The 14718-nt window shown below is 67.2% G+C and carries 14 protein-coding genes and 1 pseudogene; all 15 read right to left on the bottom strand.

The features are described 5' to 3' along the window. Nucleotides 1-253: 253 nt before the first annotated feature. The 15 genes and pseudogenes from AB0I54_RS06675 to AB0I54_RS06605 all read right to left on the bottom strand — a co-directional run bounded on the left by AB0I54_RS06675 (nt 254) and on the right by AB0I54_RS06605 (nt 14709). Nucleotides 254-1324: a branched-chain amino acid ABC transporter permease gene (locus AB0I54_RS06675; RefSeq protein ID WP_363294801.1), complete on the bottom strand. Its 1071-nt coding sequence runs from the start codon at nt 1322-1324 to the stop codon at nt 254-256. 1 nt (nt 1325) lies between these two features. Continuing rightward, on the bottom strand, nt 1326-2216 hold the full coding sequence (locus tag AB0I54_RS06670; protein WP_363294800.1) for a branched-chain amino acid ABC transporter permease: 891 nt from the start codon (nt 2214-2216) through the stop codon (nt 1326-1328). Beyond that, nucleotides 2216-2932: an ABC transporter ATP-binding protein gene (locus AB0I54_RS06665; protein WP_363294799.1), complete on the bottom strand. Its 717-nt coding sequence runs from the start codon at nt 2930-2932 to the stop codon at nt 2216-2218. Before AB0I54_RS06665 ends, AB0I54_RS06670 begins: the two co-directional genes overlap by 1 nt. Then, the gene (locus AB0I54_RS06660) at nt 2929-3708 is read right to left on the bottom strand and encodes an ABC transporter ATP-binding protein (RefSeq protein WP_363294798.1); all 780 of its coding nucleotides are present in this window, start codon (nt 3706-3708) and stop codon (nt 2929-2931) included. The genes AB0I54_RS06665 and AB0I54_RS06660 overlap by 4 nt, the downstream gene beginning before the upstream one ends. Before the next feature lie 138 nt (nt 3709-3846). Beyond that, a complete protein-coding gene (locus AB0I54_RS06655) occupies nt 3847-5076 on the bottom strand; it encodes an ABC transporter substrate-binding protein (protein WP_363294797.1) in 1230 nt (409 codons plus the stop codon). 227 nt (nt 5077-5303) lie between these two features. After that, nucleotides 5304-5632: pseudogene (locus AB0I54_RS06650) on the bottom strand (hypothetical protein); the annotation flags it as partial. A gap of 136 nt (nt 5633-5768) precedes the next feature. Further along, the gene (locus AB0I54_RS06645; RefSeq protein WP_363294796.1) at nt 5769-6545 is read right to left on the bottom strand and encodes an SDR family oxidoreductase; all 777 of its coding nucleotides are present in this window, start codon (nt 6543-6545) and stop codon (nt 5769-5771) included. Nucleotides 6546-6639: 94 nt separating this feature from the next. Beyond that, nucleotides 6640-7641, bottom strand: a complete 1002-nt coding sequence (locus tag AB0I54_RS06640; RefSeq protein ID WP_363294795.1) for an acyl-CoA dehydrogenase family protein — start codon at nt 7639-7641, stop codon at nt 6640-6642. Beyond that, nucleotides 7638-8414, bottom strand: coding sequence for an enoyl-CoA hydratase-related protein (locus AB0I54_RS06635; RefSeq protein WP_363294794.1), 777 nt, complete (start codon nt 8412-8414; stop codon nt 7638-7640). The genes AB0I54_RS06640 and AB0I54_RS06635 overlap by 4 nt, the downstream gene beginning before the upstream one ends. Before the next feature lies 1 nt (nt 8415). Continuing rightward, on the bottom strand, nt 8416-9276 hold the full coding sequence (locus AB0I54_RS06630) for a 3-hydroxyacyl-CoA dehydrogenase family protein (RefSeq protein ID WP_363294793.1): 861 nt from the start codon (nt 9274-9276) through the stop codon (nt 8416-8418). A gap of 10 nt (nt 9277-9286) precedes the next feature. Then, nucleotides 9287-10165, bottom strand: a complete 879-nt coding sequence (locus tag AB0I54_RS06625) for a 3-hydroxyacyl-CoA dehydrogenase family protein (RefSeq protein WP_363294792.1) — start codon at nt 10163-10165, stop codon at nt 9287-9289. 38 nt (nt 10166-10203) lie between these two features. Beyond that, nucleotides 10204-11424 carry an acyl-CoA dehydrogenase family protein gene (locus tag AB0I54_RS06620; RefSeq protein WP_363294791.1) on the bottom strand — a complete coding sequence of 407 codons (1221 nt, stop codon included), beginning with the start codon at nt 11422-11424 and terminating at the stop codon, nt 10204-10206. Then, a complete protein-coding gene (locus AB0I54_RS06615; RefSeq protein WP_363294790.1) occupies nt 11421-12224 on the bottom strand; it encodes an enoyl-CoA hydratase-related protein in 804 nt (267 codons plus the stop codon). The genes AB0I54_RS06620 and AB0I54_RS06615 overlap by 4 nt, the downstream gene beginning before the upstream one ends. After that, entirely contained in the window at nt 12221-13468 is a 1248-nt protein-coding gene (locus AB0I54_RS06610) for a CoA transferase (protein WP_363294789.1), read from the bottom strand. The genes AB0I54_RS06615 and AB0I54_RS06610 overlap by 4 nt, the downstream gene beginning before the upstream one ends. A gap of 119 nt (nt 13469-13587) precedes the next feature. Next, a complete protein-coding gene (locus AB0I54_RS06605) occupies nt 13588-14709 on the bottom strand; it encodes an acyl-CoA dehydrogenase family protein (protein WP_363294788.1) in 1122 nt (373 codons plus the stop codon). Nucleotides 14710-14718: the final 9 nt, after the last annotated feature.

The following is a 14718-nucleotide window of genomic DNA, read 5'->3' as shown; positions in this document are numbered from 1 at the left end:
CCCCTTGCAGTCCAGTTGCCGCGCTGCAACGGAGGCAGACACGCTGTCACCAGCGCGCCGCTCGCCCACCGGAAGTCGGAAGAGCCTGGTCGACGGAGTCACCTGGACGGCGCTCTCATCGAGTTGATGCGCGAGCGACTGCGGCACCAAGTCTCTGCACGTCACACACCCGACGAATGAACGACGCCACGTGCCAACCGAGTGCACCGTCACTTCGAAGACCAACCCCTCCCGGAGAGTCGGCAGGCGTATCTCAGTGACTGGCGTCGGCACGCGGGCGCGGCGGGCGCGCGGTCCGCGCCGCAGTTGCCAGGCCGGCCCGCGCCCGCGAAACAAGCCCTCGAATACCGGCCGGCGCGAGGAAGACAACCGCCAGGAAGATGACCCCGAGGAGCAGCTGCGGCTCGCGCACGATATCCGACACCACCGCCGGACCGGAGCCGGCTACCGAGTCACCCAAAGCAGGCAGGCGCTGCAACAAGAGTGCATAGACGGCGCCACCGACAGCGGCGCCGGCTACCGAGCCTGAGCCTCCGATCACCACCATGAACATGAGCGAGAGCGAGAACGTCATTGTCGTCGTCGTCGGATCCGCACCGGAGAGGATGATCGTGTACGCAACGCCACAAAGGGCAGCCATCCCCGAACTCACTGCCATGATGACGAGCTTGGTCCAATAGACGTCATACCCCATTACTCGCATACGGAGTGGGTTATCCCGCATACCGCGGAGGATGAGACCGAATCGCGTGCGCGTGAGGAGGACGGCCGATGCGATGACCACGACCGAGACCACAACGGCCAAGCTGTAGACGTTGGAAACGTTGCGGATGCCGATGAAGTTCTCGGGGATTTTCTCCGAGGGAAGCCTCAGTCCCGATTCGCCGTTCGTGCCGAAATATCCGCGCGTCACCATCACCGAAACCAGCTCGAGGAACGCCAGTGTCACCATCGCGTAGGCGAGCCCGTCGACTCTCAGCGAGACCATCCCGAGCATGAGGCTGGCCGCGAAGACCGCGACTACAGCCAAGGACGCGGCGGCCCAGAACGACAAACTGGTGTAGTTGAGCATCATCGCGAACACGTAAGATCCGCCGGCGAAATAGACCGCATGGCCGAAGGAAAGCAGTCCCGTCTGACCGAGCAGCAGATCGAAGGTGACGGCGAGCGCGGCAGTGATCACCACGATAGCCAAGAGCCGAAGCGAGCCCGGCATGCCGGTGCTCGACGGCAGGATCCCGAACGTTGGCAGATCGAGCGTGGGCAGTATGAAAAGGAAAACCACAAGCACTGCCGAGGCAGCGAGGACGCGGACACGACGCATTTCAGACGCTCCTTCCGACACGACCGAACAGGCCCTGCGGGCGCAGTAGCAGCACCACGACAAGCAGCGCAAGAACGACAATGTCGCCGGCGCCCGCCTTCACGTAGTAGTTGGCGAACTGCTGGATCACTCCGGCGATCGCGGCGGCCACGAAAGCACCTCTCAGCGACCCGAGACCGCCAATGATGAGGACGATGAAGGCGTACACCAGGTAGGTGTCGCCGAGGGACGGAGTCGCTGCACGCACGTACACCGCGGCAAGTGCGCCGCCGAGGCCTGCCGCGAGACCGCCCAGGACGAAGACCAAGGAGAACGAGCGCGACACATCGATCCCCAGGCCGCGCACCATGTCGGCGTTGTCAACGCCGGCGCGCACGATCAGACCGTGCCGGGTGCGAGCCAGGAAGAGCAGGAGTCCGCCGTGGAGCCCGATCGCGGCAAGGATGGTGAGGACCATCGAGATCGGGATGACTGCACCGAAGATGTGGATGGAGTTGTCAAGCGCCTTGGGAAGCGGCATGTGGACTTCGTCGGGGCCTTTGACCGATTCGATGAGCGCGGCCATGATCAGCGCGGCTCCCATGGTGACCAGAAGCTGGGCGAGGTGGCCCCGGCTGTACATGGGCCTCACCAGGAGCCGTTCGATCACGTACGCGACAAGTCCACCGACCGCGGTGGCCGCGAGGACGGCAAGGAGAAAGCCGGGCACCGAGGGCGTGCCTAGGTGAGCCATGGTCTCGATCGCCGCGTAGGCCCCGACCGTCACCAGCGCGCCGTGCGCGAAACTCAGCACGTCCAGCAGACCGAAGATGATGCTGAGTCCGGAGGCGAGCAGATAATACAGTGCACCGATGCTGAGTCCGGCGACCGTGAGCAGGACAAAGGTATCCATCACACTTCCTCCGAGCGACCGACGCCGAGGAAGCCGCGCAGCTTGTCGCGATCGACCAGCATCTCGCCGGTTCCACTGGCCACGACCGTTCCTTCACTGATGACGACGACATCGTCTGCCAGTTGTTGGGCGGCTGACAGGTTCTGCTCGACCATGAGGATGGTCACTCCTTCCTTGACGCGAGCCAGCACGTCGACGACTTCCTGCACCACACGGGGCGAAAGGCCCTTGGTGGGTTCATCGACGATGAGCAGCTCACACTCGGACAAGAGGCCCCGGCCGAGCGCAACCATCTGCTGCTGGCCACCCGAGAGCGAGCCGGCGTTCTGTGACCGCCGGTCGGCAAGATCGGGGAAGAGGTCGAAGACCAGGTCGTATCGGGGTACCTGCCCTGCTCGCTCGGCAAGGCGCAGGTTCTCTTCGACCGTGAGACTGCGGAACACGTCGCGATCTTCGGGCACATAAGCGATTCCAGCGCGGACCCTCTTGTGCGTCGGAAGCCTGTCGATCGGATGACCGAGCAACTCGATGTGGCCGCTGGCTTCGACGTAGCCCAGTATCGAACGAAGCAGGGTCGTCTTGCCGACACCGTTGCGGCCGAGGATCACCGTGGTCTGGTTGCGTGGCACTTCGAGGTCAACGCCATGCAAGATCTGGGAGGTCCCGATGCGCGCACTGAGATGCCGGACCGAGAGGACCGATCCGATGGTGGTCACAGTTCTTCTCCCATGTAGGCGGTCTGCACCTCGCGGTTGTTCATCACGTCGTCGGGATGGCCCTCGGCGAGGACCTCCCCGTGATGGAGCACCACGAGCCGATGCGCAAGTTGCAGCACGACGTCCATGTGGTGCTCGACCAACATGACCGAGGTTGTCGGAGTGGCGAGTCGCTGGATGAGCTCGACCAAGTCCGGCACGTCTTCGGCGCTCACCCCTGCCATCGGCTCGTCGAGCAGCACCATGTCCGCGCCACTCACCAACGAAATAGCGATCTCGACCTTGCGACGTTCTGCGTGTGACAGGGAGGAGACTCGCTGGTGCGCTTTCGCTCCGAGGCCCACCATCTCCAACGACTCACCGGCCTGTTCGCGCAGATGCCGGGCGTTCGTGCCGATTCCGAGCAGTCCCCGGATTCCGCTTGCATGGGGGCCGCCCGCACCGAGAGCGACGTTCTCCGAGAGCGTGAGCTGGTCGAAGAGGTAGGACGTCTGGAACGTGCGGCCCAGGCCGAGGCGGCTGCGATGATGCGGCCCGTGCCTGGTGACGTCCCGGCCTTGCCAGGTGATGGAGCCTGACTGCGGTCGGACAGTCCCGGTGATGACGTTCATCAAGGTGGTCTTGCCTGCCCCGTTGGGCCCGATCAGGCAGACAATCTCACCTGGCGCGACGCGAAGTGACACGTCGGTGAGAATGCGGGCGGCGCCGATGCGATACTGAATGTCAGCGAGCTCAAGGGCCGATCCGGCGCTCATTGACTCCCCTTTCTTGTCCATCCTGGGACCATTGCCCGGGTCAGTGGCAGACGGTGTGATTTCGACGGTTGCAACTCGGGCCTGACAGAACTCAGGAGGGTTGTGGGACGCCGGCTCTCCAGCCGGCGTCCCACAACCGTTGCTCTCGTTACCCGACCCTCACTGGCCGATGGCCTTGACGACCGGCGGAACCAACTCGGACGCCGGCACGGCCTTGACGAGCTTCGGACCCCACTGGCCGTTGTGCTCAGTGAGTTGGACGATGAAGCGCGGGAGAATGATCTGGTTGTCCTTCCCGCGGATCTGGACCTCGCCCTGCGGTCCCGTGAACGACCAGTCCTTCACGGTCTTCGCCAGTGACTTACCATCCGAGGCGTCGCCGTTGGTCAGGGCGTGGTAGACGATCTCGGCCGCGGTCCAGCCCATCGAGTCGTCGTACTCGACCGTGTGGTTGTGCGCCTTGCCGTACTTCTGCAGCGCCAGATCCTGCTCATTGCCCGTGGCGCCCGGGAAGTAGGCGATCGAGAATCGCGTGTCGTTCACGAACTTGCCCAGCGACTCCGCAATCGTCTTGAAGCTGTCCGACTTCATCAGTGCGGCATACAGGTGGGATTCCTTGAACACGCCCTGCGCGGCCAAGGCTCGATAGAGCTGCAGTTGACCGGGAGCCAGCCACGAGGTCGTGACGAAGTCGGGATGAGGCTTCGCCACCTTTTGGGCCACCGTGGTGAAGTCGGCGGTATCGGTCGGTTCCAGGAACGACTTGACCGTCGCACCGAGGGGCTTGAGCACGGCCTTGACGCCCGCTGCCTGGGTCTGGCCGAACTCATAGTCCGGGTCGATGGTGGCAACGGTCTTCCCGGCCACGTCGCCGACGATCTTGGCGTCGATCTCGTTGCCGCTGCGCGAGGCGCCGAACGGCGCGAAGACACGGTCGTCCATCCCCACCAGGTCCGTGGTGCCGGAGTCGCCGGCAACGAACAGCACGTTGTTCTGGATGGCCAGGTTGGCGACCGCGAGTGCGACCGGCGACGAAGTCGGTCCCACCAGTACCTGAGCGCCGTCGCTCAGCAGGTTGGTCGCGACATTGGAGCCGACGGTCGCATCCCCGGTGTCGTCACGTTCGATCAGCTTGATCGGCTTGCCGTCGATCTCCATCTTGCCGTGCGTCAGGTAGTCCAGGCCCGCACGGAACCCGTTCTCCCAGTCGGTCGAATAGGTCGAAAGCGGACCAGTCTTGGACACGACCATGCCGACAGTGAAGGCGTCGCTCGAGGAACTGCCCGACGCGCCACCGCATGCACTGAGCGCGAGGAGCGAGAGCGCTGTGCCAGCCGCAACCCCACCTGTGCGAACTCCGGCACGTCGACGAATCATCTTGAGCTTCATTGGTCTCCTCGTTCTTTGAGTCCGGATCAGGCATACGGAGTGCCGCTCGGAGTCACCTGCTTGCCCGTCACGACCCGAGACCGACAAGCGACGTGCGCAACATTAAAGATGTCGAACATTAAGAGCAAGGTCTAGTTCTGAGCAATCTGCACGTGTCTGCACAGACGAGTCCACGCGCGGGGCCAGGACCCACCTTGCAGCCCTCAGACGAGTCCGTCCGAACACGGTCAGTGGTCATAGGCGGTCAGTGAGCGGCTGACCGCCTGACCGGTCCAGAAGTTGTGCCAGATCGCGGCAGCCAGGGCCAGGACGCGCTGGGCGACCCGGATCGCGACGCCCTCGACGGTGCGTGCGCCGTGTTGTTCCAGGTCGAGCTGGCCTTGAGGGTGTCGTTGACCGACTCGATGAGCCGGCGGACCTTCTTGAGCATCGGCTCGCCGGCCCGCATGACTTCCTTCTTGCGGGACGACCGCAGCCCCCAGAAGGGGCGTGAATGCGACGCGCAGTAGCCGTAGTTGGCCCAGCCCGCCAACTCGGACCGTTTGACCGTGGGGCGGTGCCGGAGTCCTGCGGGATGAACGGGATCATGTCCCGGTAATGCGCAGGCACAGCAACTCCGAGTGACTGAGCTTCGGCGGCCGTCCGGGCAGCCGTGCCAAGTCAGCGCCCGCATCCATGTGGACTGACTCGTCTCAGAGCGTGTAGCCGCCGTCGACGTCGATCCACTGACCCGTGACATAGCTGGCGGCCTCTGAGAGCAAGAAGCACACAACGTTGGCGACCTCTGACCCCAGGCCCAGTCGACCCAGCGGGATGTCGCGCTTGTTGCGCTCACGCATCTCGGGCGATACGTCGCCAGAGGTCTCGAGAGTCACGCCCATTCCATCGGCCATGACACCTGGGCCGACGGCGTTGGCGCGCACTCCGTAGCGGCCTTCCTCGAGCGCAAGCGCGTGGATGAGTGCTTCGATACCGCCCTTGGGCGCTGAGGAGAGAGCGTCACGAGCTGGAAAGCGTCGGAGGGCGAACGTCGTAACAGCTGTGATGGTGCCGCTGCTCACGCGCAAGTGCGGCAGCGTCGTGCGCACCAGCTCGAAGAAGGCAAAGAGTTCCTGATCGATGTGGCGGCGGAACTGCTCGCTCGACCATGTGCTGACGAAACGCTGGTCGGCATACGGTCCCGCCGCATGGACGACCGCGTCGATTCGTCCCCACCTTTCCAGCAACTGCCCAACGAAGTCGTCCATCTGGGCCGGATCGCTGAGGACGGGACGCCCGAAGATCACATCCGCGCCCGCCCCGCGAAGATCCTCAGCGAGGGAGTTGGCCTTGTCTTCGCTTCGGTTGTAGGTGAAAGCGACTCTGTAGCCGCGTGCCGCCAGCTGATCACAGACGGAGCGGCCGACGCCGCCTGTCCCACCCGTGACCAGGGCGACGGGACCAGCCAGGGCTGGGGACGGGACGGTCATAGCTCTTCTCTCTTCTTAGAGTCAGGTTGACAACTCTCGCAACGAGGGCCGTGGCTCCCCAGGCGCGTGCAGCACCCAGGTCGTCCGCACTCGCTTACGAGGCAGTAGCAGCGCGGAGCGACACCGCGTCGCGCAGATAGCGCTCGACGGGGTACTCCGTCAGGTAGCCGTAGCCGCCATGGCTCTGCAGGGCAGCGGCGGCCACGTCAATGGCGCCATCAGCGGCGCGGGTCAGCAGCCCGGCCGTGGCCGATGGCTCCTGGTCGATGCCCATCGCCTCCGCCAGCAGTCCACGCACCCAGGCCTGCTGCTCGTACACCGAGCGGTGCACCGTGGGCAGGTCGATAAGCGGGCCGCCGAACTGGCGGCGACTCGCGGTGTAGGCAGCGGAGGTGTCAGCGGCAGCGCCCGCGATGCCGGCGGCGACGACCGCCCCGCCGAGCCGCAGCAGCGCGCGTGCCGCCGAGGCGTCCGCCCCAGATAGCTCAGTGGCGGCACCAATCGTGGCGCTCATCGTGAGAGCGCCTGCCAGCCCGGTGCGGGCGACCGGGATGGTGGCCGCGTCGTCGGGGGCGACTAGGAGACACCGAGCGCCGTCGAGCAGCAGCAGGTGCGGCGCCGGGTGGGCCGCGTCGAGACGGGCGACCGAGCCAGTGACGGTGGAGCCCTCCCAGCTCAGCGCGGCCAGCGGACGGCGTGCCTCGAGCACCGCGACTGCCGCCGTGGCGCTGTGCAGGCCGCTCGCCAGCGCGGCCAACGCCGGGTCCGCGAGGACCGGGCCGAGCGCGGCGAGCGCCGCGTGGGCCTGGACCGAGGCCCAGCCCAGCGCCGGCCAGTAGCGGCCGAGCCGCTCCCAGACCACGACTGCCGCGGCCCGGCCGGCGCCACCGCCGCCGTGCTCCTCGGCGGCGGCCAGGGTCCACACGCCGAGCCCGGCGAGCTCGGCGACCAGGGCTGCGACGATCTCGGGGTCGTCGGAGAGCACCGTGCCCCGGCCTGCGGCAATGCTGTCGAGCAGCTTGAGGAGGTCCTGCTCGTCCTCGGCCAGACGGGGTCCGTACCACGTCATCGGTGCGGTGACCAGCGGTGCGCTCATGACCAGAACTGCTCCGTGTCGGGCTCCCGGCGCTCGCCGAAGGCCGCGCTCAGCTCGTGCGCCTCCTTGGTGGTGAGGTAGTAGGAGAGCTGCTGGTCGTGGGCCATCCGGGCCTGGCCGGAGACGCCATTGTGACGCGCGGAGAAGGCGCCCTTGAGCCCGGCGATCGCCATCGGGCTGCGGGTGGCGATCTCAGTGGCGAGCTCTACGGCGCGGTCGCGTGCCTGCCCGGCGGGCACCACCTCGTTGACCAGGCCCATCGCCAGCGCCTGCTCGGCGTCGTACTTGCGGTTGAGGTACCACATCTCCTTGGCCCGCTTGCGGCCGACGGTGTCCTCGAGATACCAGGTGCCATAGCCGGCATCGAAGCTGCCGACCATCGGGCCGACCTGGCGGAACACCGCGTTCTCGGCGGCCACGGTGAGGTCGCAGACCGTGTTCAGCACGTTGCCGCCGCCGACCGCGAATCCGTTGACTGCGGCAACGATCGGCTTCGGGATGGTGTCGATGGCCTGGTAGACGTCGATGATCGGCAGCACCTGGGACTGGTCGAGTGACGTCACCGGGTCGTGCTCGCCGCCAATGCAGAAGAACTTCTCGCCGGCGCCGGTCAGCACCGCCGCGCGCAGCTGCGGGTCGAGCCGGAACCGCTGCAGCGCATCGACGAGCTCCAAGCAGGTCTGGTGGCGGAGCTTGTTGCCGGCCTCGGGTCGGTTGATCGTGATGACCAGGACGGCGCCGTCCCGGTCGATGAGGATGTCGTCGTAGGTCATCTCAGCTCTCCTTCGCCCGGAAACCCGAGCCGCTCTTGTTACCCAACCGGCCGGCGGCCACCATCTGCCGCAGCAGCGGCGGCGGGGCGTAGCGCCGGTCGAGGGTGGCCTGGTAGGCGCTCTCACTCGCATGCAGGTGGACGTCGAGGCCGAGCATGTCCAGCAGCTCCAGCGGGCCGGCCTTGTAGCCCAGGCCCAGCTTGAGGGCGACGTCGATGTCCTCAGCACTGGCGAGGCCGTCGTCGTAGGCCTGCACCACGTCGTTGAGATACGGGATCAGCAGCGCGTTGACCAGGAAGCCCGGGCGGTCCTTGACCACCACCGGCTCCTTGCCGGGCAGCGACGCGACCAGCGCGACCAGCCGCTGTACCAGCGACTCGTCGGTCTGAACCGCCCGCACCACCTCGATGGTGGGCATCAGCGGGGCGGGGTTGAAGAAGTGCAGCCCCGCGACCCGGCTCGGGTTGGGGACGGCGGTGGCGAGGTCGGTGACCGAGAGCGCGGAAGTGTTGGTGAGCAGCGGCGTCTGCTCGCCGACCACGGCGGCGACCTCGGCCAGCAGCGCCTTCTTCACCTCGGGGCGCTCGGTGACCGACTCCACGACGAGGTCGACGTCCGCGAGGTCGGCGACGTTCACAGTGCCCTCGATGCGGGCCAGCAGCGCGTCCCGCTCGGCCTCGGTCAGCTTGCCACGGCGTACCCCGGTGGCGAGGAAGTCACCGACGAAGGCGAAGCCGGCGTCGAGCCGCGCCTGGTCGGCCTCCAGCACCGTGACCCGGTGGTCGGCAGAGGCGAAGACCTGTGCGATGCCGGCACCCATGGTGCCGAAGCCGAGCAGGCCGATGTGTTCCTTGGAGGTCATGCTGGTCTCCTCACGACCCGAAAAGGCGGGTGTCGTCGTAGGTGTAGAAACCGCGGCCGGTCTTGCGGCCCAGGTCACCGGCGGCGACCATCCGCTCGACCATGGGCGGCGGGAAGAATCGGGGGTCGCGCAGTTGCTCGTAGAGCCGGGTGGCGACCTGCTGGTGGATGTCCATACCGACGATGTCGAGCAGCTGGAACGGGCCCATCGGGTGGCCGAGCGAGCCCTTGACCGCGGCGTCGATCTCGTCGCGGGTGGCCAGGCCGTTCTCCAGCGCGTCGATGCAGGAGTTCTCCCACGGGATGAGGAAGCGGTTGACGATGAAGCCCGGGCGGTCCTTGGTGACGACGCTGGTCTTGCCCAGGCCCGCGAGAAACTCCACCGTGGCGTCGTGGGCCCAACTTGCGGTGTGGCGCCCGTCGGCCACCTCCACCAGCTTCATCAGCGGCGCGGGGTTGCAGTAGTGGGTGCCGACCACCCGCTCCGGTCGCCGCGAGCCCGAGGCGATGCCGGTGACCGAGAGTGTCGAGGTGTTGGTGTGGAACAGAGTGGTCTCGGCCACGATGTCGTCGAGCTGGCCGAAGAGGTCCTTCTTCAGGGAGAGGTCCTCGAAGACCGCCTCGACGAGCACGTCGCTGGCGGCAAGCTCCTTGAGGTCGGTGGCGCCGACCAGCTTTGCCTTGGCGGCCTCCGCGTCGGCTGCGGCGAGCTTGCCGAGCGAGACGCTGCGGTCGAAGAACGAGCGGACCGTGCCGAGTCCGCGCTCCAGGTTGGCCTCGTTGACGTCGAAGAGGATGGTGCGATGACCGGCTCTCGCCATCACGGTGGCGATCCCCGACCCCATGGTCCCGGCGCCGAGCACGGCGACGGTCTTGCGTTCGTTGCTCACTTCTTCTTCCTCCGGAGAGCGTCTTGTCGGGGGTGGTGTCAGTGGGCCAGGGCCGCGACGGCCCGTCCTGTCTCGCGGCCGATGAGGAGCCGCTGGATCTCGTTGGTGCCGTCGTAGATCTGGGTGACCTTGGCGTCACGCAGACATCGCTCGACGCCTAGCTCGGAGAGGTCACCGAGGGGGCCGAGCAGCCGGGTCGCGGCGACGGCCGTCTGCCAGCCGAGGTCGGTGCAGGACTGCTTCATGATGCCGATCTGGCCCGGCGTGGTCTTCGGGTCGGCGTCGACCTGCCTGGCCACCGCGTGTAGCAGCAGCCGGCCCTGCAGGATCCGGCCGCGCAGGTCGGCGAGGGCGAAGGCCAGCTCGTCGGGCAGCTTGGGGCCGTGCTCGCGCACCAGCGCCGACAGGGTCCTGGCGTACGCTGCCCGGGCGAGACCGACGCCTTGGGCGGCGGCGCTGATCCGGGACTTGACCACCGAGCTCATCACGATCGCCCAGCCGCCGCCCGCGTTCCCGAGCAGGTTGCCGGACGGGATCCGCACGCCGTCGAAGAACAACTCGGCGGTGCTGGAGCCGTGCATGCCGAGCTTGTCGAACGGCTTGCCGTGACCCACCCCGTCCCAGCCGCCCTCGACGACGAACGCGGTGACACCGTCGCGGCCCTTTCCGCGGTCCACCGTGGCGAAGCAGATGATCACGTCGGCGCGGTCGCCGGTCGTGATGAAGGTCTTCTGTCCGCTCAGCACCCAACTGTCGCCGTTGCGCCGCGCGGTAGTGGTGAGGCCGGCGACGTCGGAGCCGGCGTCGGGCTCGGTGATCCCGAGCGAGCCGTAGCGCGACCCGTCGAGCAGGCCGGGGATGTAGCGCTCCTGCAGCGCCGCGTCGCCTGCGAGCAGGATCGGGTACGCCGCGTGCATCTGGGTCATGAAGACCAGGCTGGTGGCGGCGCAGCCGGCCGCGATCTCCTCCATCGCGACGGCGTAGGAGACGTTGGAGTCGGCCGAGCCGCCCAGGCGCTCCGGGAAGAGCAGCCCGCCGAGGCCGGCGCGGCTGAGCTCGGCGACGCCGTCCTCGGGGAATCGATGCGTCAGGTCGGTCTCCCGGGCGCGGGGCGCGATCCGCTCGGCGACGAGCTCGCGGGCCAACCGACGGACCTGCTGCTCACGCGGCGTCAGCGCGGCGTCGGCGACCGGCTCGTCGAGCGCGTCGTGCAGCGCCAAATAGGCACCGGGATCGGAGTCGAGCGTGAGCGCGGTCATCGGGCCTCCTGCGTGGCATCCGGAGCGGGGAAGCGAGGGTCGCGTCGCTCCAGGAAGGCGGCCACGCCCTCGGTGGACTCAGCGCCGGCGGTGGCCGCCACGGCGAGGCTCGCCTCGAGCGCCAGCCCCGCCTCCAGCGAGGCGTCACGGCCACGGTCCATTGCTTCGAGGATGGCCCGCACTGCCAGCGGTCCCTTCGACACGATCCGCGCGGCCACATCGTGGGCGGAGTTCAGCAGCTCCTCCGGCGCGACCGGTGGCAGCGGGGCCAAGCCCAGTGCATGTGCCCGGTCTGCGCTGATCCGCTCGCCGGTGAGCATGACGTGTGCCGCCACTTGCGGCCCCACGGCACGAGGGAGCCGCTGAGTGCCGCCGTACCCGGGGATCAGGCCGAGGCCGGCCTCGGGCAGGCCGAGGCTCGCCCGGTGGGACACGATGGCGAAGGTGCACGACAGGACGAGCTCGAACCCGCCTCCCAACGCCAGCCCGTTGACCGCGGCGATGGCAGGTACACCACAGCGCTCCAGGGACCGGAAGACCCCCTGGCCTCGAGCGAGCAGCACCCTGGCCTGGTCGACGTCGAGGTCCGCGAGCTCCTTCAGGTCTGCGCCGGCGCAGAACGCCTTCTCCCCCGAGCCGGTCACCACGATCGCCCTGACCCCGCTGGTGGCCACGTCCGAAACGGCGTCCGCCAGGCCGTCCAGCACTGCGGCGTTGAGGGCGTTGAAAGCCTCGGGCCGGTTGATCGTCAGGGTCAGTACGTCGCCGCTGCGCTCGGCGTGCAGCACGTCATCGGTCATCGCTGGGTCCTTTCGAGGTCGTGGGGCATGCCGACGATCTGCCGCTGCACCAAGTCATGGATAACCTCCGCGCTGTACCCAAGCTCGGTGAGCAGGGCGTGGCTGTCGGCACCTAGTGCCGGGAAGGGGTCGTTGCGCAACTCGGGCATCGAGGCGAGGCGGAACGGAGGCCGCAGGCTGACCAGTTCGCCTTCGTAGCCTGGCACTGGGAGCAATGTTCCCCGGGCGATCACTTGAGGATCTCGCACCACCTCGGACAGCGACTGCACCGGCGCCGCCGGGACATCGGCAGCGGAAAGCCGTGCCAGCCATTCGTCGGCCGTGCGATCGGCGAGTCGCACCGCGACAGCGGAGGTGATTCGCTCGCGGTGAAGGCGGCGACCCGCATTGTCCAAGAGGTCCGGATCGGCAGCCAGCTCGGGAAGATCGACCACCCCGCAGAAGCGCTGCCACATGGCATCGTTTCCGATAGCCACGACAATCGAACGATCCCGGGTCTCGAACGGCTGATAGACCGCGAGTACGGAATCGGTGCCGCCACTGGGCGCAGGCTCGGTCTCGCCTGCGCTGTATGCCGCGATGCGCGGGGCCATCAGCGCCAGATCGGTGTCGAGAAGAGAGACATCGACGATTTCACCGACCCCCTCGCGTTGCTGACGCACGAGGGCGGCGTTGATGGCGATGGCAGCGCACATGCCGGTCGCAATGTCCGACAGTGCGGTCGAGACACGTTGAGGAGTCCCGCCCTTGGCGCCCGTTACCGACATGAGTCCCGATCGCGCCTGGGCAACAAGGTCATAGCCGGGTAGGCCACTGTCGGGCCCGGTGAGCCCGAAGCCCGACATTGCGCAGTAGACCAGCCTCGGGTTCCGGCTGAGCAACGTCGGCCCATCGATCCCCATGCGCTCCAGCTTCGCGGGGTTCATGTTCTGCAAGAACACGTCGGCGGTGTCCAGCAGTGCCAGCAGCAGTTCCTTGCCCTCGGAGTCACGCAGGTTGATCGCGACCGAGGCCTTGTTGCGGTTGGCAGAGGCGAACCACGCCGACGCACCGGACACGAACGGCGGGCCCCACTGGCGAGTGTCGTCGCCGTGCAGCGGGTTCTCCACCTTGACCACATCGGCACCGAGATCAGCGAGATACATCGAGGCGGTAGGACCGGCGTAACTCGTCGTCATGTCGACGACGCGGATGCCGGCGAGGGGAGATGTAACGGCCTTCACAGGCTCAAGAATGTCCGACATTAGAACCTACTGTCAATGTTGGTCCAAAGGGGGATGAGCTGTGGCCCTCGTAAGCGGCATGAGGGCAGGGCTCCGCGCCGCGCGCCTGCCCAGAGACGCGCGGCGGGGACGCCCACCGGCTACATGGAGCGGGCGATGAGCTCCTTCATCACTTCGTTCGCCCCGCCGTAGATGCGTTGCACGCGAGCGCCGGCGAAGATGCGCGCGACGGGGTACTCCAGGATGTATCCGTAGCCGCCGAAGACCTGCACACAGCGGTCGGCGACAGTGAAGAGCATGTCCGTGGCCAAGAGCTTGATCTGTGAGGCGGTCGCCGCATCGAGCTCGCCATGGGCATGGAGGGCGATGCAGTGGTCCAGGAAGACCCGGGCCGCCTTCACCTCGGTGGCGCACTGGGCGAGCACGAACCTGGTGTTCTGCAGGTCCCACAGTGTGCCGTTGAAGGCTTCGCGCTCCTTGGCGTGGGCCACCGCCAGTTCGACGGCGAGCTCGGCCTGGGCGACCGCGCCGATCGCGATGGCCAAGCGCTCCTGGGGAAGCTGCGCCATCAGATAGCCGAACGCGCCACCCTCCTCGCCCAGCAGGTTGCCGACCGGCACCCGGACGTCGTCGAAGAACAGCTCACGGGTGTCCTGGCCACGCTGGCCCATCTTGTCCAGCGGAGCGCCCCGGGTCAGGCCAGGCGCATCGCCATCTACCAGAAGCAGCGAGAGCCCGCGGGCGCCGGGGCCGCCGGTCCGCACCACCGCCACGATCAACCCGGCCAACGCGCCGTTGGTGATGAAAGTCTTGGCACCATTGAGGACGTAGTGGTCCCCGTCGCGCCGGGCGCTCGTCGCGATCCTCTTGAGGTCGCTGCCCGTGCCCGGTTCGGTCATCGCGACCGCGCCGATACATTCGCCGCTGGCCAGCGCTGGAAGCCAACGGCGGCGCTGCTCCTCGTCGCCGTAGTTGAGGACGTAGTGGGCCACGATGGTGGAGTGGATCGCGTAAGCGATCGTGTCGTCGCCCACTCGGCTCTGTTCCCACAGCACGACGGCCTCGTGGAGAAACGTCCCCCCGCCTCCGCCGTACTCCTCGGGAACGCTCGGGCAGAGCAGGCCGGCCTTCCCTGCCTCCAACCACGTCTCGGGGTCTGCCTGGTGCTGCTTTTCGAAGCGTGCGATGTTTGGTACGACCATTCGCTCGAAGAACGACCGCGCCATGGCGGCCACGTCACCGAGCTCCTCATCGATCCACATCGGGGCGTA

This window comes from Streptomyces sp. NPDC050625, assembly GCF_040654755.1.
In the GTDB taxonomy this organism is placed as follows: domain Bacteria; phylum Actinomycetota; class Actinomycetes; order Streptomycetales; family Streptomycetaceae; genus Streptomyces.
The sequence above is the reverse complement of the archived record's forward strand: the minus strand, read 5'-3'. Positions and strand labels throughout refer to the sequence as shown.